Below are 20,057 nucleotides of genomic sequence, written 5' to 3' on the forward strand. Positions count from 1 at the left end.
AGGAAATAAGGAGATATTATGACTAAATCAAGCAAAGTACTACTTGCATTAAGTTCTGTTTTGGGTATTGTTATAACTGCATCAACTGTAGGACTTGCTCTAACCAAACAAGACTTTGATAAAAATCAAAGCGATTTATATAAAACTTTTACTCGTTCAAAAGAACAATTCCAAACTTACAAAGATTTTTGAAATTTTAGTCAGGAATCACAAAATGATTTAAATCAAAAATTAACAACAGCTGAAAGTAGTTGAGCAGATGAAACTAAAACACTTAAAGAAAAAATTCAAGCAATCAATGATTTCCAAAATACTTTCTTAAATAATGTAATTAATTGACTAAAAAACAATATTGACTACAGCCTAAGTTCAAGCAATCAAATAGAGCTACAAAGTTTTCTTTATTCACAAAGAAACCGTATCCAAGAACAAAGCGTTTATTCTTACTACTATGCTAACAATCCACAATTTAGTACTGATATTGACACATTTGTTTCGGGGTATAACAATATTTCAAAAGAAGATAAGCTAAAATTACTAGACAATTTTAGTGAAATGTTAACTGACGCAAACAGCCGTCAGTCACAACTTTTGGATAATGTTTTAGGAGCAAATGACACTAATTATCTAGTGCAATACAAACAAGAAATTGATTCATTACCAAGCAAAGTTCTTAAAAATCAAGCTAATGATTTAATTAATCAAATTGAATCTAAATTGCTAGAATCAAAATATAGTTACAATGAATTAACAATCTTAAAAAATAAAGTACAAGATGTTTTAAATCTTTACACAAGTAACAAAGACAAAATTGATAATTTCGTAGAGAACATCAATGAAAACATCAATGTTTTAAAGACTTTTGCTACTCAGAATACTGAAAATTCTGTAGTAAGTCAAAAATTAATTGACTTAGCAAATAATTATCTTGATAAATTAAATAACTGTGTAAGTGTGGATGACTTTGAAAAGTTATCTGCTGAAACTTCAAATGCAGCAACTCACGCCATTGATAGAACAAAAAGTATTGAAGAAATTAAAAATAACTGAAATTCTTACCTTTCATCGCAAGAAAGCAAAATTTCAGTCTTGAAACCTTACGCAGAAAACATCAAAAATTCTGATAGCTACAAAAACTTTATTGAAAACAACAATTACAATGAAGTTATAGAGTCAAAAGCAAATTACACAAATCAGTTTTCAAACTTAGTACTATTAGAACAAAAAATAGCTAACATTCACAAATCACTAAGTGATAGTTTTAACGAAGATTTGATTGATAGTGCAAAATACAACTTACTAAAACAAGAATTAACACAGTCGGTTAATGCAAATCTAACTGTTGAAAGTCTTGATAAAAAAATAAATAAAGTTGCCAGCGATGTGGCGGCTGTTGTTTCAGCACAGCTTTTTGCTAAAAATACCAAAGAAAGTATTGAAGACTTAAACAACAAAATTTCACAATATTCGAACGTTTCTTGATTTAATGATGACAAAGATGTTTTGAAAGCTAAACTAAAAGAAATTTATTTACAAATTGATTCAGTTTTCAATAACAAAAATTTAAGCTCTGAAGATGTTAAGACATTAAGTGCTTCTTTAGAAGAAAAATATCGTCAAACTTTAATTGAATCTCTAAACGGTATTGATGCAAAAATTGCACAATTCTTAGCATTGATTTACAACAAGCCAAATACTGATGAATTAGCAAAACAAATCGAAGATTTCATCGAAGAGGAATATACAAAATCAATTGCAGACGACACAACTGATACTGCTCAAATTTATAAAGATGCATTAATAAGAAGATTGAAAGAACTTGCTCAGGCTTCGGTTATCTACAAAACTATTGAACTAAAAGAAGCTTACGATGATGCGGATAAATATGCTCGTATCACATATAACCGTGCTAATGATTTAATTTGAAAACCATCTAATGCAGTTAAAAAACAATTAGATATGTTGGATAAGTATCTTGACGAATATAACAAATTAAATTATCAATCTTGATACCAAGAACCTTCTGACGATCTAACTAAAAAACTTGATGAGCTAAATAAATCAATTCAAAACTATCGTCAAAACATTGATTCTTTGAACGACATTGACGCTACAAATAAAGAAATTAATGATTTAATTGAAAACATTTCTAAAGACCCACTTAAAAAAGAACAATTAAAAGACCAAATAGCTAACATCAAAAAATTACAAGAACAATCTGAACAATTGTTTGCTGATGAAAATGCTAAAAAAGAAGATATTGAATCACTCAAAAAACAATTACAATCAGCTTTAAACTCACTAAAAGACTCAGGTCAAAGTGCTGACTTGACAAACGGTCTAGACTTGATTCAACAAGAGTTGGACAAATATTACAACACTGATGAATTAAAATCTCAACCAGGATACCAAACAATAGTTCAAAAAGCCGCTGACTTAAAGAAGCTAAGTGAACAAAAGCAATTGTCAGATGAAGATAAAGCAAGTCTATTACAAGAAATATACAAAGTAAAAGATGCTGTGTCTCTAACTTATTCAATTGAAGAAGAAATTAAGAAGCTGCAGACTGAAGAACAAAAAGTAACATCAGATGCCGATGCTAAAGATTTCGTTAATGGTGCAAAACAACTAAATAGCGCACAAATCGAAGAAGCTCGTTCATTGGTAAGCAAAATCAACTCTGATTTAGTTCCTGATCTTCGTGTTTTACAGAGTGAAATCGATGCGTTGAAAAATCGTGAGACCGAAACAAACAACGCTTTATTAAAAGATAAAATTACTAAATATAATCAAGGGATTGCTAATAAAACTACTGACTCCGATTCTGAAGTTGCAAAACAATATGAAAATGCTAAAAATAATATTACCAATACTTGATATGGAAGCTTAGTTAACTCAAATTCAACAACTTCTCTTGAAGATGCTTTAGACAAAATAAAAGCAATAGACTCATTAAACAAAACCACAGCAGATGCTTTAGACTGAGTTGCTTCAAACAAAAACAATAAATATGACAACATTTTTAGTGAGTTAGAAGATGTGGTTAGTGATAATCTTCTATTAGCAAATGACACAGTAGAAAGCTCGCAAGAAAAAGAAAAAAATATTAAAACTGCTTTCGAGGTAGCAAAGTCTAAATTAAGTCTAAGTGAGTCACTTGATAATTTAAATAGCATCTTTACTCAAGATGACAAAAAGAAAGTAATTTACGAAGACTTAGTAGCAGAGGTTGAATCGTTATCAGCTGAATATTCTAGTTATGTTGATTCTAACTTCCTGTCAAGCACTGAATTAGACAACAAGAAAAAAGAACTGGATGCCAAAATTGCTGAAATTCTAGCTGCTAAAAAACAAATAGATACAAACTGACAACAAGCTGTTGATGATATTGACACAAATGTTGTTAACAAAACAGATGCTGCAATTGAAGCCTTAAAACAAGTGAGCGGAAATGAAAATGATACTTTCCCACTTTATGATGCGGCAAAAGCTAAATATGAAGCTGCTAAAGAAGATCCAAGCACAGATTTAGAAACTTTAGCAAACTTAAAAACTGAAATGTTGAATGCTTTTGAAAGAGATAAGCTAAACAACCGCCTAACAAAACTAGAAGCTTTAGCGAATTCAGACAACTTCAATACAGATAATGTCGAAAATCCAGCCAAAAATGCTATTGACACAACAAAGGCAAAAATTCTTGCCTTTACAGAAGATCTTAAAAATAAATTAACAAACACTGACTTGACTGAAGAACAAATAAATCAATATAAGCAACAGATTTCGGACAGCGAAAAGCTTTCTTCATTGCAATCAAATGTTGCTCAACAATTAAAAGAATGAGATGCTATTCAGGATGCAAGTGAAAAAGAAAGCAAACAACAATCATTGTCAAGTCTTGCTACTGCTTTAACCAAGTCTTATCCAACCAGAGACTTAGATTACAACGATAGTCCAAAAAAATATGAAGAGTTGAAAAAAGCATATGATTTTTCGAAAGAAGCCGATAAGTGAAAAACTGATAACTTCAATGCAATTCAAGATCAAACTAGTGGAATCAAAAAACAACTTAACGATGATTTAAGCTCAAATGCAACAGAAGTAGATCCTGACACAAAGCAAAAATTAGAAGAACAACTAGACAATTTGTTACAAAAAAACAATGACGCAAAATCTATTGATGAGCTAAAGAAATTACAAGATTTTATTGAAGAATTAAAAGACAATCAAGACAAAGTTATTGATTTATCAAAAGAAGTACAAAAAGCTAAAAATACACTAGAAAATGCTAAAGATACAACACAATTGAGCGCACTAAATCTAAAAAGAGAATTGGAAAGTCTTGTTGAAAAAGCACAAAATAATTATGTGCCACAAGATATGAACATTGACACGTTAAATTCCCTAAAACAACAAATTATTGAAACAAGAAATAATTTAGAATTAGCTTTAGAAATTGAAGATTTAATCAAACAAGCAAAATTAGTTCTTAATGGCCAACCAAACGAAGATAACGGAGTCAAATATTATGAATTCGAAGGTACACCAGGAACTACAAAACTTTCACAAGTTAACAAATGATTAGATAGTATTCAAAACGACTCACTTGCAACAGACGGAACACAAAATTCGGTGCTTTTACCAGCAATAAAGGCAAGAGCTCAAAAAGCCTTGGAATTAATGCAACAGCTTAAGGTAGTTTCAGACCAAATTACTGATTGAAAAGCACCTGAAAACACATACAGTGGGTATGCAACTGATATTGAATTATTGCTTTCAAAATTGTGAACAAATTCACCTAAGGCTAGCGAATGGTACGAAGATGATAAAGACTCACAAAAAATTGTTACTCAAATCAATAATTTAAAAACAAGTCTACAAGCTATTCAAGACTTACACAGTGCAAGAATGGCAAATAATGAAAATATTGAGTCATTTAAAACATCTAAAGTAGAGCAAGATTCATTCAAGACTGATTTTGCGACACTTTATAAATACATCTCACGTTCTTTAAGTGCAATTAATAAGCAAAATATTGAATCAACAGAATTAAGTCAATTGAAGGCTGAAAGCGGTAACATTGCAGTCAATAAAAAACTACAAGAATTGGAAGATGCATTCGAAAGTTTATTAAAACTAGCAAAACAAGTTAAGGCCTCAAATACCATCTACGATAGTGTACAAGCTAACTATCCAGAGGTAATGAGTAGTAAAACAAAACTAAGCAATCTATTAGAAGATGCTATTGATTTATATGTTTCAACAGATGTTGCTTCTATCAATCAAAAAACAAAAGAGCTTGCAAGTGAAAGTGCTAAATTAAATCTTTTAAATAAATACCAAATCATTAGGGCGCAAGTTGATGCTGATAGAGTGTTAAGTCAATCAGAAAAAGCATATTTAGAGTCTCTATTCACTGAATTTAGAAGCAAATTAGATTCAATAGATACAAATAATAGTAGTGCTGCTGATTATGACGATCTTTACAATACATACTTGAACAATGCAACAGAAACAGAAAAATCGATTCCTTTTGTGTTTGAAAACACAGTTGCTTTAAAACTGGCAATCAACAAAGCAAACGAGTATCTATCATATGAAAATATTGGTATCAAATCATATGAAGATAGTTCTGATACAAAAACAAAATATAGTGCATTGCGTACTGTTGTTCAAAATGCAAACCAAAACTTACAATCTGGAACAACACAACATAAAAAGGAATCAGTTGAAGCACTAAATACAGCAATAAGTGAGCTTATTGAACAAAGAAAATCTGATATTGATAAAGTTAAAGAAAAAATCACTTGATTAAAAAATAAAATTCAAGAACAAATTGACAATAGCGAGCAAACAAAATATGCTGATTTTTCACAGATTTTAGATTCTGATTTTGACGCTAAAACTTTAGATTTGTTAAATCAGGAAATACCAGCTGACTCAAACCCTATTGATGAAGTTAATAAGAGAATTCACACAGCACTCGAAACTTATTCAGTAGCTATTGTTAAAGCTTATGACTTTATAAAAAGTCGTTTAGATAATGCAATAAAAACTGCTGATGAAACTAAGAATGATTTCCTAGACACAACAATTAGAAGTTATGCTGGAAATGATATTTACACTCAAATGAATTCATTAGCTTCGCAAGCATCTCAACATTCAAACCAAACATTTAATATTGATAATTACTTAGCGTTAGGTTTATCAGAAAATCAGGATTTCAGTACTTGATTCAAACAAAGTAGAGACTATTGATGACAGTTAGGAGATTTTCCTACTCAATTAGCAAACAATGTGAATCAAAAACTGCACACACTTGTTAAGAGTGATTTAACTGGACTATTTGATAAACTTAAAGCATTTCTTATTGAGAAAGATAGTGAATTTGGTATGAAATATATTTTAGAAACAGGAACAAACGATATTTTCACCAAATCAGAAATGACCGATGCTAAAAATATTTTTGTTAGCGAATTCTTACCAAAATATTCTGGATTAAGTTCAACCTATTCTGCAACTCAAGACTTGTCGAAATTTGATTATGACAGCATCTTTGCACAAGAAGCCAGTTCAATGAATGAAACATTAAATTCATATTATTCATTTGTCGCAGCAATTAAGTCAAAAGCCAACACTATTTATAATAATGAGCATGTTTTTGATAACTTAATTAGAGAGGTTCTTGGCTCTGACCCTACATGACAAGACATAGCAAAAAATAAGTTAAATGCAAATCTGCAAGGATGAAAAGAAATATTAAATAATTACAATAGTGAAACTGTAAACGCAAATACTTTCAGTGACGTTGAAAGTAATTTAAATGTTGTTCCCGAAGATTCTAGTCCCACTTTTGCATTGAAGAAACTAATTGATAAAGTTTATGATTTTACTAAGCTTCCTTCAAAATTTATAACTGATTTATTCACTAGTTTATATTTATATGGTGGTCGTTATGAAGCGCCTCAAAATGGTTACAATAATGTGGACTACAAACATGTTGTACCTGAAAGTACAACAACGCGGACCAAATTCGGTGCAATTTTGTCTAGTTTAGCCAGGGAAAACTCGAATGAGATAGATGTAACAAATGCAACTTCATTTACTGATTTGTTTGAAAAATTCTCATCTTTGAGTAGTCTTGGTGGTTTAACGTTTTTCGATTCAACAAACGTTAGATTAAAAATATTAAAATGAGAAGACGGTTCATGGTACAAAGTAGATCCTTCTCAAGATACAGAGGCCATTAAAAAAGCAACATTAAGATTAAAATTCGAATACACTCCAAACAATTTAACTGAGTTCAAAAACATTGAAAGTCTTTCAATCATCACAGGAAGTGGTCCGTACGATGTTTACACAAACGGTGTCAAAACAGGTGAAATGAGTTTTGATGATGTCACAGTATCATTTAATTCAGTAGATTGAGCTCAAGTTTCAGATGGAAGTAGCGAGTTAATTTTCCAAGGTGAAAACACTGGTTATCAATCAAAAGTTGCTCTATTAGATGTTAATGATGCTGGTTGAGCAACCGGTTTAACCAAAGAACAATATGAAAACAAAATGTTCGAAGCTTTCAAAAATACATTGAAAGCAAATAATTCCGATTTAGATAAAAACCAAGTAGTTCAAAAAGAAAATAATAATGCTTTAGTGATGTTTAAACCAAGCAATACTGACATTGAAAACATGAAAATTGAATTCTTGAACTCACCTGTTCTAAATTACGAAAGAGCTGGCTTCTCAGCTATTTATCAAGATTTAGCTAACCAAATGATTGTGATAAATGCCGATGATACCAATAAGGAAATAGTTCTAGTGGAAGTTGTACCTGGTACATTAGTTTCTGGGCCAACTGCATCAGCTGCTGCCAATTCTAGTGAATATGGTGATCTAGTTGGTCAAGGAAAGGCATATGCGCCTACAAAAGCTGGTATTTCTGTGTACCAAAATCAATACACAATGCCTGCTGCTACTGTTTATTTATACAAATTCAAGTTTGAATACAATGAATCAGATAACAAGATGTATTTATACAATAGTTGAATGGAAACACAAAGTTATTACAAAGATCCATCGTTCCATGATTCAGTAAATCCAAGTTTATCTTCAAACTATACCCCTTACACTATTTCATATACTGGTGGAACACCAGGCACTCAAATTTGACAAGTTGCACCAGAAAAATGAATTATCAATATTGCTGCCAATGTTTTAAATAAGTATGCAAGCAATGTAGATACAGGAAGTGTTGTACCTAACAACAATTCAACAATTACAACAAGTGGATATGGTAAAGGTTATTTAAAAGATGATGACTTCATCTCATCAGATGCATTTGCTAAAATATACAAAGCGAGTGGAAGAGGAAAATTGATTTGATCATCAAGTGATAACCCAACTCAAACAACCACAACATCAGATCTAACACAAGAACCACTTATCTTTAACTCAGGAACAAAATTCTTTAAATTCAAGATTAGATAATCTAATTACCCAGTTTGAGTGCTGGGTAATTTTTCTTAAAACTTTAGTTTTAAGGCAGTATAAATGTGTAAAATTAATAAATATTATGAGTGAAACAGTAAAAGGAAGATTTGTCAGAGATATATTCGTTTCTAAAGATAATACCTTTAGAATTTCAAGTTTTGTAGTTGATGAACAAGTTAAAACAAGCCCCAGCTTTGTTTTAAACAGATTTCGTAGCATTTCTATCAATACTTCGAATGTCGATTTTGAGTTTAACTCCATTTATAAACTAGACTTGATGAACGCTAATAACGCGCGTTACAAAGACACTTATCTAGTTATGAAAATGGAAAAGTTAACAAATGCCGATTATCAAAACGTGATAAAGTTGTTATCTTCGAATGTTTATAAATCAATAGGAGCAACAAAGGCCAAGGAAATTGTGGACAGCTTGGGTAGAGACGTGTTAGAAAAAATTAAGCAAAACTTGGTTTCAGAAAAAGATCTTAATATTTCAAGAGAAACTTTTGAGTTATTAAAAACAGATTTAACTTCTTCACAAGACAACATCAAGCTTAAACTTTTCTTATATGAATGTGGGCTTAGCGACAACTTTTACTCAAATTTAGTGAAACATTGCAAAAGCAACAGCTTTTTTGATTTATATGGTTCGAATCCTTGACAACTTTACTTTGACATGGCAGAAGCGAAGTTCAAGGACGTTGAAAAAATAGCATCAAAATTAGACAAAAATGATGCTTTCTGAAAAACTATGGCTTTAATCTATGATTTAATTCTTGATTTTTGTTTTAGTTCAGGAAATACAAGAGTTTTTGAGTCAAAAATATGAACTGAATTAGAAGCAAAGAATATTGTTTTAACCCCTGCAGATTTTAAAAAAGTAGTTGATACTCTAGAACAAAATAAACACATTTTAAAAATTAAACGCGGAAACTATAACATCTTAGAACCGCGGGAATTGTTCGAACAAGAAACTTACATTGTTAGAAGATTAAAATACATTGCTAATAATGCTAATGTAAAAAAAGTGAGTTACTCATCATCATATCTTGATAGCATTCAAACAAATGCAGTTCAAGAAGCACTTAATAACCCATTATCACTAATTACTGGAGCCCCAGGAACCGGAAAAACAGTTGTAATAACTGAAATAATTTGCAAGTTAATGACTTTATACCATGAAGATGACATAGCTGTTGTAACCCCAACCGGAAGGGCAACCATTAATCTTAATAAAAAAAACACTGTACGTGCTTCAACTATTCACTCACTTTTGAAATGAGATACAGACGCACAAAAATTCTATGTTAATGAAAATAATGCTTTAGACATCAAAGTTCTAATCATTGATGAGTTTTCAATGGTTTCAAATACAATTTTTTATCACTTACTAAAAGGAATAAAGAACAACAGTTTACAAAAAATTATTCTAGTAGGCGATTGCGATCAATTACCAGCAATAGGTCCTGGTAACTTGATTAGTGATTTTATTGAGAACAATATTTTTAAAACTATCTATCTAGAAAAAAATTATCGTCAGAAAGAAAACTTTGCCATCATTGATGATGCAAAGCAAATAAATCAGGGTCTTTTGCCGTTGTTTTCTCAACAACGTTCAAAATTTATACCAACACAACGTTTAAACTTAACAGACCAAATTATTGATGAAGTAAAAAGATTGATTTCTCAAGGTTTTAACAAGAAACAAATTGCTATCCTTTCACCGATTTATGATTTTCCAGTCGGAATAGATAACTTAAATGAAAAATTACAAAATTTCTGATCGCAGCATGAAAACAAAAAAGAGCACAATGTAAATGGAAGAAAAGTTTTTCTAAATGATAAAGTCATTAATTTAGAAAATGATGTGCAAAAAAATGTTTTCAATGGTGAAATTGGCTATGTCGATAGAATTAGTTATTCCAAAGCTAACGAAGAAGGTAATGTTTTATTTGTATACGTAGTTTTTGAAGATGGAAAAACAATAGCTTATACTCCTTCTGAGTTTAAAAACAAAACTATGCTGGCTTATTGCACTAGCGTGCATAAATATCAAGGTTCAGAATGTGATGTTGTACTGACAGTTTTATTTAGCGAAGCCAAAAGATTGCTATCCAAGAAACTGATTTATACTGCGATAACACGAGCAAAAGAACTTTCAATTATTTATGGTGAACAAAGTACACTAGAATTTGGAATTCAAAATGACAACGACTCAAAAAGAGACACATCAATCAAATTGTTGTGACAAAAATTATAAGGAGGTAACATGAAACTTATTGTTGGTTTAGGCAACCCTGGCAAAGAATATGAACACACACGCCACAATGTTGGTTTTGATGTTATCGATATTCTAGCTTCAAGATTACAAGCTCCTGCTTTTCGTGAAAAATTTAAAGGAGAATATAGTAAAACTGATGATTACATTCTTGCTAAACCACTAACTTTTATGAACAGCAGTGGGGATTTTGTTAAAGCTTTAATGCAATTTTACAAAATTAACATAGATGACTTGATTGTTGTCTATGATGATATGGATCACGCAGTAGGAAAGGCAGTAATTAAAACTTCAGGTTCGGCTGGTGGACACAACGGTTTAGATGACATAATTCAAAAGTTAGGAACAAAAGAAATTAAGAGATTAAAGATTGGAATTGGAAGACCAATTGGTAATCTAAAAAATTATGTTCTTAATCGTTTTAGTCCTGAACAAGACAAAATAGTAAGACAAGTGATGGAAAAATCAGCACAAGTATTAGAAACATACATTTTTAATGATATTCGCTTTGCAATAACGCAATTTAACACAGAGAATAATGACTAAAAACATTTTGCTTGCAGTCAGTGGTGGTCCTGATTCAATGTTACTTGCTTACAAGTATCGCAAAGAACCAAATGTTATTGTTGCTTGCGTCAACTACCACAAACGTGTTGATAGCGACATTGATGAACAGGTTGTGCGTGATTTTTGCAAAAAATACAATTTAAAACTTGAAGTTCTAAATGTTAATGAAAAAGAAGAAAAAGTTAGCAACTTCCAAGATCATGCTAGAAAAATTCGTTATGAGTTCTTTAAAACAATTTATGAGCGAGAAAATTGTTATCAGCTAGTAGTTGCCCACCACAAAGACGACTTTATTGAAACTTGTTTGCTGCAAAAACAACAAAAACGAAAAAAAATTTTTTTCGGAATCAAAAAACATACTTATATAAATGGGATGAATGTTTATCGTCCATTTATTTATAAACTTAGCAAAAAACAAATTTTAAAGAAATTAGCAAGCAAGAAAATTCCTTATGCTTTAGACTATACTAACGATTTAGATATTTATGAAAGAAACAAAATTCGCAATCAATTAAAGTCAAAATCTTATTTCTATAAGCAATTGATTTTTTGAAAATTTAGATTCATAAATTTACTAAAAAGTATTAGTAATTTAAAAGTAAAAAGACAATACAAATATTGAGAAAGCAATCTTTTCTCTTGTCGTCCTGAAGTTTTAAAAGCTATTAAAAATAAAAATGAAGTACTATATCTTTTTCTAACTATTCATTTTGGTTCAATTAATATCAGCAACAAAAAAATGAATTCAATTTGACAATTTATTGAAGCAAAAAATGGTGCAAAGCAATACAAATTGGCAAATGATATCTTTTTAGCGAAGAAAAACAACATCTTAGTAATCAAGTAAAAGACTTATTTTGAATAAAAACACATATAATTTTATTAATAATTTGAAAGGAGAGTAATGGATAACCAAAACAACAAACCGAAAAAAAATGGTTTCTTCCGCTCAAAAGCAACTAAATGAGCAATAGTTATTTTAGTTCTTGTTGCAATTATTATCGGAATCGTTGTTGTTAGTGTTTTAAGAAGAACAAATGCTACTGCAATTGATCTCAACACATTCCAACAAGCCTTAAAAGATGCGTCTGCAAGTACATCAGATAACATCTACTTTACTTCGATTAGCGATAATCCATTTACAAATCAAATAGCTTTTGAATATGTAAACAATGGATCAGCATTGAATGGTTATGTTTATGCTTCGTCAAATCAGATGAAGAGTTTATATGAACTATACCCAGTAAACAATGCAATCTGAACTGATGCTTTATCTTATGTAAAAGATGGAAAAACTGTTATAGGTTCATTTAAATCAGTTGAAGTACCAAGAGAAAACGGATTTGTTTCATGAATTCGTCTTCTATTACCAATCATCATTTATGTCTTATTCTTTGGTCTAATCATGTTCTTAATGATGAGACAAGGACAAAGTGGTGGCTTGGGGGCAAATGCTTCAAAAAGTCAAGCTATCAGAATTCATTCAAAAACTAAATTTAGTGATATTGCTGGAAATGAAGAAGCAAAAGAAGAAGTTATGGAACTTGTCGATTTCCTTAAAAATCCTAAGAAATATACTGCTGCGGGAGCAAGAATTCCTAAAGGTATTTTATTAGGAGGTCCTCCAGGAACAGGAAAAACTTTACTTGCAAAAGCAACTGCTGGAGAAGCTAATGTGCCTTTCTTCTTTATCTCTGCTTCAAGTTTCGTTGAACTATTTGTTGGAATGGGAGCAAGAAGAGTTAGAGAAATGTTCCGTGAAGCAAGAAAATATGCACCGGCTATCATTTTCATCGATGAGCTAGATGCAGTTGGTCGTACACGTGGAGCTGGTATTGGTGGAGGACATGATGAAAGAGAGCAAACTCTTAACCAATTGCTAGTTGAAATGGACGGTATTACAGAAAATAGTGGTGTGCTGATTATGGCAGCAACAAACCGTACTGACGTTTTAGATCCTGCACTATTGCGTCCTGGACGTTTCGACAGAACCATCACTGTAGGATTACCAGACGTTAAAGAGCGTGAAGCAATTCTAAAACTACATGCTCGCGGAAAAAGAGTGGATAAAAACGTAAGTTTTGCTAAAGTTGCAAAACGTACCCCAGGTTTTAGTGGAGCACAATTAGAAAACGTTATTAATGAGGCTTCGTTACTAAGTGTTAGAGAAAATTCTTCAGTTATTACTCTGGATCAAATTGATGAAGCAATCGATAGAGTAATGGCAGGACCTGCTAAAAAATCAAGAACAATTTCAAAAGATGAAAACATTGCAGTTGCCTATCACGAAGCCGGACACGCTGTTGTTGGGCTAAAAATGAAAGGCGGAAACAAAGTTCAAAAAATTACCATCATTCCTCGTGGAAATGCTGGTGGTTACAACTTGATGATGCCTGAAGAAGAAAAATACAATATGTCTAAACACGACTTAATTGCTGTGATAACTTCATACATGGGTGGAAGAGCAGCAGAGAAGATAATTTACGGTGCCGACAATGTTTCAACAGGTGCTAGTGATGATATTTCTCGTGCAACTCAAATTGCTCGTCGTATGGTTACTGAGTGAGGTATGAGTGAATTAGGACCTATCAAATATGAAGAAGATAGTTCTAACCCATTCTTAGGGCGTGACTATGCTAAAAGTGCTTCATTTGGTTCTAAAGTGGCGCAAGAAATTGACTTAGCAATTAGACACATCATTACTGAAGCAGAAAGAAAAGCTGAAGAAATCATTTCTCAAAATCGCGAATTATTAGAATTAATTAAACAAGCTCTAATTATTAAAGAAACTATTGTTGCAGAAGAAATTGAATATATTGAAAAACATATGTCATTGCCTGAGGAAGTTCTAAAAGATAAAGAACATTATGATGTTAAAAATGATGATGAGCCTTCATTTGAAGAGTTAGTTTCATTAGCAACACAACCAAGCAAAGAAGAGGCAAAACCACAACAAGAAACTAAGGTTGAAGAAAAAGCTGAAGACTCAGCTCCTGCAGTAGTAGGACAACTAAAAGTTTCAAATGACGTTTTAGATTTTTCAATGTTTTCAAAGAAATCATCTGAATCTAAAAAAGAAGAAAAAGTCTTGGATGAAAACAATTTGACACCTCGTGAAAAAGCAATTCTTGAAAGAAGAAAAAAAGCTCAACAAGACAAAGAAAATAAAAAAGACTCTAATAATTAGTCCAAAGTCAGCTTTAAGCTGGCTTTTTTAATACAATTAATATACTAATGAAGAAAAAAATCTTTTTGTCAGTTTTAGCATTATTAGCATCCGCAATTATTCCCACATCTATTGCCTGTGGTGTTTTAATAAATCAAAATAATAAAAAACAAAACAATATAAATATACTTGAAAAACAAATTCAAGACTTAAAAAATCAAACCATTTCACTTAGCAAAAAACTTGCAACTAACGAAACTGAAAAAAGTAATCTTTTGATCAAAATTAGCGATTTAAACAAGTTAGTGAATGAATATAAAAATAATCTCATAACAGCTCAAGAAAAACTTAAAGATAACGAGGATAAAAGCGGCCTAAAAATTCAAAGTTATCAAAGTACAATTGATGATTTAAAAGCCAAAATTTTGTTAAAAGATAAAGAAATTGAACAGCTTAAAGATGACTTGGATGATGTTAAAAAAACTTCTTCAACGAGTGAGTCTCACACTGATAACAAAGACATTCAATTGTTAAAGGCCCAGGTAGACAATCTTAATAAGATCCTAAAACACAAAGATGAACTAATTTCAGAATTAAAAAAACAAATTAGCGCCAAAAACATTGAAAATAACGCTCTTTCTTTACGTTTAAATACACAAATTATTGATTTGAATACTGAAATTAAAAATAAAGACCAATTAATTGAAATTCTTAAAAAACAATTAGAAGAAACAAAACATTCAAACGAAAACGATGAAAATGCACAGATTGCACAATTGAAATTTACCATTCAAACACTTATAGAACAAGTTAACACGAAGGATAAAGAGATATTAAAAGCAAAGCAAGAGTTAGAAGCATTAAAGACAAAAGATTCTAACTATTTAAAACAGATTAGTGATCTGCAGCAGAAACTCACACAGCTAAAGACTGAAAAAGACTCATTATCCACTCAATTGAATACTCAAATCACTCAGTATCAAAATCAAATAAACACTATTCAAGAACAAAATAAAAACTTGCAAAATCAGTTAAACTTGTTACAACAAACTAACAAGCAACAAGGTGAAAATATTAAGTCTTTACAACAAACTATTACTCAAAATCAGTATGCTATATCTTCTCTAGAAGAAAAACTTAAAGACTACAATCAAATTCAACAAAAGAATTTGGATCTGGAAGCAAAAATATTAGAACTAAACAAGCAAATAGAAAATTTCAAAAAACAAAATAACACTGATTCGGAAGCAAATTCTGAAGAACAAACTTTTGATGCAGTTGAATTTTTTAAACAACATCCAGAAGAAAAACAGTATCAAGAAACAAGCGAAAATAGGCCTGTAAATTGAACTAATGAACAATACGTGCGAAAGATTGTTGATCAAAGTTTTTCATTAATGTGAGATTTTCAAGACGGAACAAACACGCCGGAACAGTATGAGTTTTAGACTATAAAAAATTAACTGATTCTAAATACACATTTTACTTTGCCACCAATTATCATGTTGCCTTGGAACTTTATCAAGGAGACAAAGATTTTAAAGAGTATCAGCAATTAAAAAGAACCAATACAATAACAAATATTAGATTGCTAAGTCCTAAAAATTGAAAAGATAATTCTTCATCTAACACACCATCGTATTTACTAAATTTACCAAAGGATAATTGACCAAGAATTTTCTTCTTAGCTCAAAACTTTATGGATTCAACTGCTATGGATTACAATCAAAATCCCTATCATTATGCTGATTTCGCTGTTATTGAATGAACTGTTGATCTTAATGAATTGAGTGCTATAAAATATAAGACCACAAAACAAGATGCTCTTGAATTCAGGAGAAAATTGTTGAGAATTGTTAACAATTTTGACATAAATCCAGACGTAGATACTTTGATCAATGCAACTAAAACCGACAAGTTATTGAGCTTAGATTATTCCACTGTCAATGACATAAAAAAATCAGGTAATGTTACAAAAACCTTCGAATCTGCATTACCTACAAGCGAACAACAAGCAAAATCACAGTCAGCACTTGTGAAAAAATACTTACATGGTTATCAATATAATTCATCTACTGATAATGTGTATTGAGCTGGGTTTCCTTTAGTGAATGGTATTGAATGAAAATTTTTAGCTTCAGTACCTAATCAATATTTAGCAACAAATAATGTCAATAAAGAAGATGGGGTTACTAAGAGCATTTTTACAGTTCAATCCCTGTTTCACAATCAACCAATTGCAAGTCACGGTGCTAAGTTTAATGAAAGCGCTAAATCGCTGTACTATGGACTTTCGTATGGTATTTATCAAAAAGTAGGCCCAGTAGGTGGAGTCAGCGGTGGGATGGTATTGAATGCACAAATGATGCCTATTGGTTTAATTTACGGTAATCAAGGCTGATATGATTTGCAAAATGATGATGGTACAATGAGTAAGTATTCACTTAATATAGTGCAACCTTTTACACAACAAAAAGACATATATACTGAAAATGGAATTGCCTATGCTTTTAATTTAATAGATGGCACAGACAAACAAAAATATCCACACCAAACAAATTCTTATCGTGAACAGCTAATTGCTAAATATGGAAGCAATTACAAGACGAAACTTTTTAAATAGATTCACTTATGTACTTGACTTTAAATCAGTGAAGTAATATAATGTTAGTGTGTTTAAAATAACTTTTTTAAACATAAATATATTTGAAACATTTCTCTAATTTGATATGAATAAAAGCACGCGTCAGTTAAGAGCGTGCTTTTTATCATACTTTATAATCTTGGCAAGATTTTCGTTTTATAGAATGAGGTTCTTTCTAATTTATAAACTGCCAATGTTTGACATATTTGTCAAATACCAGTAAAGATTCAGTAAATTTGAAGTCCAGCCTGGAAGATAACTCCAAAACCAACGAATACTATTGTAATAATTGTTTGAGTACGGTTAGATTTCTTAAACGCTTCTCTTTCAACAGCATTAGTACGTAACTTATCTTTTTTTCGATTCAATATTCTTGGTAAAAGTTGAGCGAATAATTGAATTACAACTGAAATCAATATAACCGGTAAGTAACCGAATTCGCGATTGTATACTAAATTTCTTCAAGAAGTTGCAGTTAGATCTAAACCAAGGAACACTGTGCTTTTAATATCAGGAGACCCTTGAATAACCCTAAACATAACCAAAAGAATAGGTAACGTTATAAATGAGCTAATTAAAGCGGTAAACGGATTGGCTTTGTTCTTTTTATACATTTCGTTAATTTCCATCCGTTTTTTTTGTTCCATTTGTTTGTCACCTTTGTAAGGTGCATATTTTGCTTCGATTTTTGCTTTTTTAGCATTTAATTCTGTTTGTTTTGTTGAAGCAAGAATACTCTTGTATGACAATAGAATTGTGATTAGACGAGTAACAATAATAGTAATAATAATTGCAATAATGAATGATCAACCACCAATACTATCCATTGCCCGCATCATACCCACTAACATTTTGAAGATAGGTCAAACGAAGATTCCATAGAATGGTCCGTATGATCAATAATCTCCATATGTAGCAATAGGGCGTTGTGCTTCTCCAACTAGTCCACTTAGCAATTGGCTAGGATTTACATAGTTATTGTAATTATCTAGCAATGTGTAACCAACTAAATTAGCACCATTTTTATCAGTTTTGTTTGTTAATAATCTGTATCCTGTGTATGACCCATAAGTTCTGAAATTGTTAATTGAAATTTCTCTAAGTTTACTAATGGTTTTGTAATATGCTTCATCTACTTCAACATTTTGTTTGTTATTTTTGAAATTCAAGATAAATGCATTGATAACATCAAGCGCTGAAGCATTTTGCAATTGTTCTTCAGTCAATCCTGATTCTGAAGCTATTTTTTGTCAGTATGTTGTTGTTTTTTCTTTATCAACATACAAGCTTGCATCATTAAGATCTTGTTTGTCATAGTGTTTTTTGAATTGTTCACTACCTTCGTTAATAAATGCTTGGTACATGTCACGGTAGAACTTAATTAGTGCATTACCGTTGGCGTTACTGTACGCCGGTAGCACTGAGAAACTACTGATTGCCAGTTTGTATTTATCACTAACTTGATCATTTGTTGTTGCTTCTGAATTATTGTTAGTTGTAGCATCAGTTGAGTTATTTGTTTTTGGAAGACTTGTAATAGCAAAGTCAAAGAAATAAATGTCTTCTAGTTTTGTTACATAGTCGTAGCTTGTAATGGCGTTTGACACACTTCCATCTTTATTGGTTTGTCCATAAGACAGAACCATGTAGTTTGTGCCATTGTTATAAACTACACCCTTATTAGCATCTGAGTTGTTAATTAAAGCATTACTACTATCACGCAATTGGAAAGCAAGGTTACGTGTGTATTTTTCACCATATTTTCCACCGTTGTTATTGATTTGGTTTTTGATAGCTTCTAGTTCTTGCTTATCTTCTTTTCAAACATAAGGGTTACCATTTGTGAATCCGCCAGTGTTGACGTTTTCAAAAGTACCAGTATTGTCGTTGTAACGTAGAGGTGCTACGTTAGGCGAAACTTCTTCTTTCGCACCGTACATTTCAAAACCTGTTCCGATTTTAACTGGTGAACGAAGAACAAACGATTGCACACAGCCAGCAAGTCCTGTTCCGATTACGAAAATAATTAGTAAAATCTTGATTCATTTTCAAATCTTTTTCAGGATATTTTTCCGACCCTCAGGTGTATTTGCTCCTTGTTTTGATTTAGGGCTAAAGAAGTCGTAATGTTTAGATCTATTTTTGTACGACACTACGAATCCTTTCATATAGTTTTTTTATTTCCAATTCTTTTTTAGCGAAATCAATTGTAAAAAAATCTTTTCTTACAATGATGACACTGCGAGCACTGATATTAAAAAAATCGCTTTTACGAACAATTTGTCGTATTTGATTTTTATATTTGTTACGAGTGCAAGCATTTGCAAAAGCTTTGGGAATAGAGATTCCAACTTGAAATGTAGGTCATTTTTCATAATAAACGATTACATAGCGAGAAACAAACTGCTTCTTGCCATCAATTATTTTTTGGAACTCTCAATTTTTCTTAACAACGTGTTTTTTATTCATTGTTAACTATTTTTCATCTGAAACTGTTAATTTAGCTCTTCCTTTAGCTCTTCTTGCAGCTAAAACTTTTCTACCATTTTTAGTTTGCATACGAGCACGGAAACCGTGAACTTTAATGTGTTTACGTTTTTTAGGTTGATATGTTCTTTTCACAATTACTCCTTTTAACTAATATTTTGATTATCTTCAAGCTGATAAATTTGAAAATATGTAATATTATTTTACCAAAAACCTTATTCTTTTATACATTAAGTATAAAGGGGCAGCGAGCAAAGTATTGTTTGCAACCCTTAAACAAAAAATTTAAAAACGACAAGCAAATTTTGTCAATAAAACAAAAAAACACTCATTTTGTGTGCTTTTTGTGTAAATAAATTGTCAATAACTATGTAAATAATTTTACAAATTGACAATTTTTATTTCAAATTTACTTTATAAAGTAAATG

10 protein-coding genes are annotated in these 20,057 nt (G+C 31.1%); 7 read left to right on the forward strand and 3 right to left on the reverse strand.

All coding sequences use genetic code 4. The annotated features are described in order from the left end of the window. Positions 1 to 18 precede the first annotated feature (18 nt). From ACSH40_RS02970 to ACSH40_RS03000, 7 genes are all read left to right on the forward strand, one after another. On the forward strand, positions 19 to 8,484 hold the full coding sequence (locus tag ACSH40_RS02970; protein WP_438341513.1) for a hypothetical protein: 8,466 nt from the start codon (positions 19 to 21) through the stop codon (positions 8,482 to 8,484). 85 nt (positions 8,485 to 8,569) lie between these two features. Beyond that, complete coding sequence (locus ACSH40_RS02975) at positions 8,570 to 10,747, forward strand: ATP-dependent DNA helicase (protein WP_438341514.1); 2,178 nt, start codon at positions 8,570 to 8,572, stop codon at positions 10,745 to 10,747. A gap of 9 nt (positions 10,748 to 10,756) precedes the next feature. Continuing rightward, positions 10,757 to 11,311, forward strand: coding sequence for an aminoacyl-tRNA hydrolase (pth, locus tag ACSH40_RS02980; RefSeq protein WP_438341515.1), 555 nt, complete (start codon positions 10,757 to 10,759; stop codon positions 11,309 to 11,311). After that, positions 11,304 to 12,179, forward strand: coding sequence for a tRNA lysidine(34) synthetase TilS (gene tilS / locus ACSH40_RS02985; protein WP_438341516.1), 876 nt, complete (start codon positions 11,304 to 11,306; stop codon positions 12,177 to 12,179). The genes pth and tilS overlap by 8 nt, the downstream gene beginning before the upstream one ends. 57 nt (positions 12,180 to 12,236) lie before the next feature. After that, positions 12,237 to 14,519 carry an ATP-dependent zinc metalloprotease FtsH gene (gene ftsH / locus ACSH40_RS02990; protein WP_438341517.1) on the forward strand — a complete coding sequence of 761 codons (2,283 nt, stop codon included), beginning with the start codon at positions 12,237 to 12,239 and terminating at the stop codon, positions 14,517 to 14,519. A gap of 47 nt (positions 14,520 to 14,566) precedes the next feature. Continuing rightward, positions 14,567 to 15,946: a hypothetical protein gene (locus ACSH40_RS02995; RefSeq protein WP_438341518.1), complete on the forward strand. Its 1,380-nt coding sequence runs from the start codon at positions 14,567 to 14,569 to the stop codon at positions 15,944 to 15,946. Further along, positions 15,898 to 17,121, forward strand: a complete 1,224-nt coding sequence (locus ACSH40_RS03000; RefSeq protein ID WP_438341519.1) for an MIP family Ig-specific serine endopeptidase — start codon at positions 15,898 to 15,900, stop codon at positions 17,119 to 17,121. Before ACSH40_RS02995 ends, ACSH40_RS03000 begins: the two co-directional genes overlap by 49 nt. A gap of 152 nt (positions 17,122 to 17,273) precedes the next feature. Here ACSH40_RS03000 and yidC read toward each other — a convergent pair whose 3' ends face one another. The 3 genes from yidC to rpmH are packed head-to-tail and all read right to left on the reverse strand — an operon-like array spanning position 17,274 to position 19,767. Next, on the reverse strand, positions 17,274 to 19,310 hold the full coding sequence (gene yidC / locus ACSH40_RS03005) for a membrane protein insertase YidC (protein WP_438341520.1): 2,037 nt from the start codon (positions 19,308 to 19,310) through the stop codon (positions 17,274 to 17,276). Further along, the gene (rnpA, locus tag ACSH40_RS03010; RefSeq protein ID WP_438341521.1) at positions 19,279 to 19,611 is read right to left on the reverse strand and encodes a ribonuclease P protein component; all 333 of its coding nucleotides are present in this window, start codon (positions 19,609 to 19,611) and stop codon (positions 19,279 to 19,281) included. Before rnpA ends, yidC begins: the two co-directional genes overlap by 32 nt. Positions 19,612 to 19,617: 6 nt before the next feature. Next, the gene (gene rpmH, locus ACSH40_RS03015; protein ID WP_438341802.1) at positions 19,618 to 19,767 is read right to left on the reverse strand and encodes a 50S ribosomal protein L34; all 150 of its coding nucleotides are present in this window, start codon (positions 19,765 to 19,767) and stop codon (positions 19,618 to 19,620) included. Positions 19,768 to 20,057 lie beyond the last annotated feature (290 nt).

Source organism: Mycoplasma sp. 3341, assembly GCF_051549855.1.
Classification (GTDB): Bacteria; Bacillota_I; Bacilli_A; order Mycoplasmatales; family Metamycoplasmataceae; genus Metamycoplasma.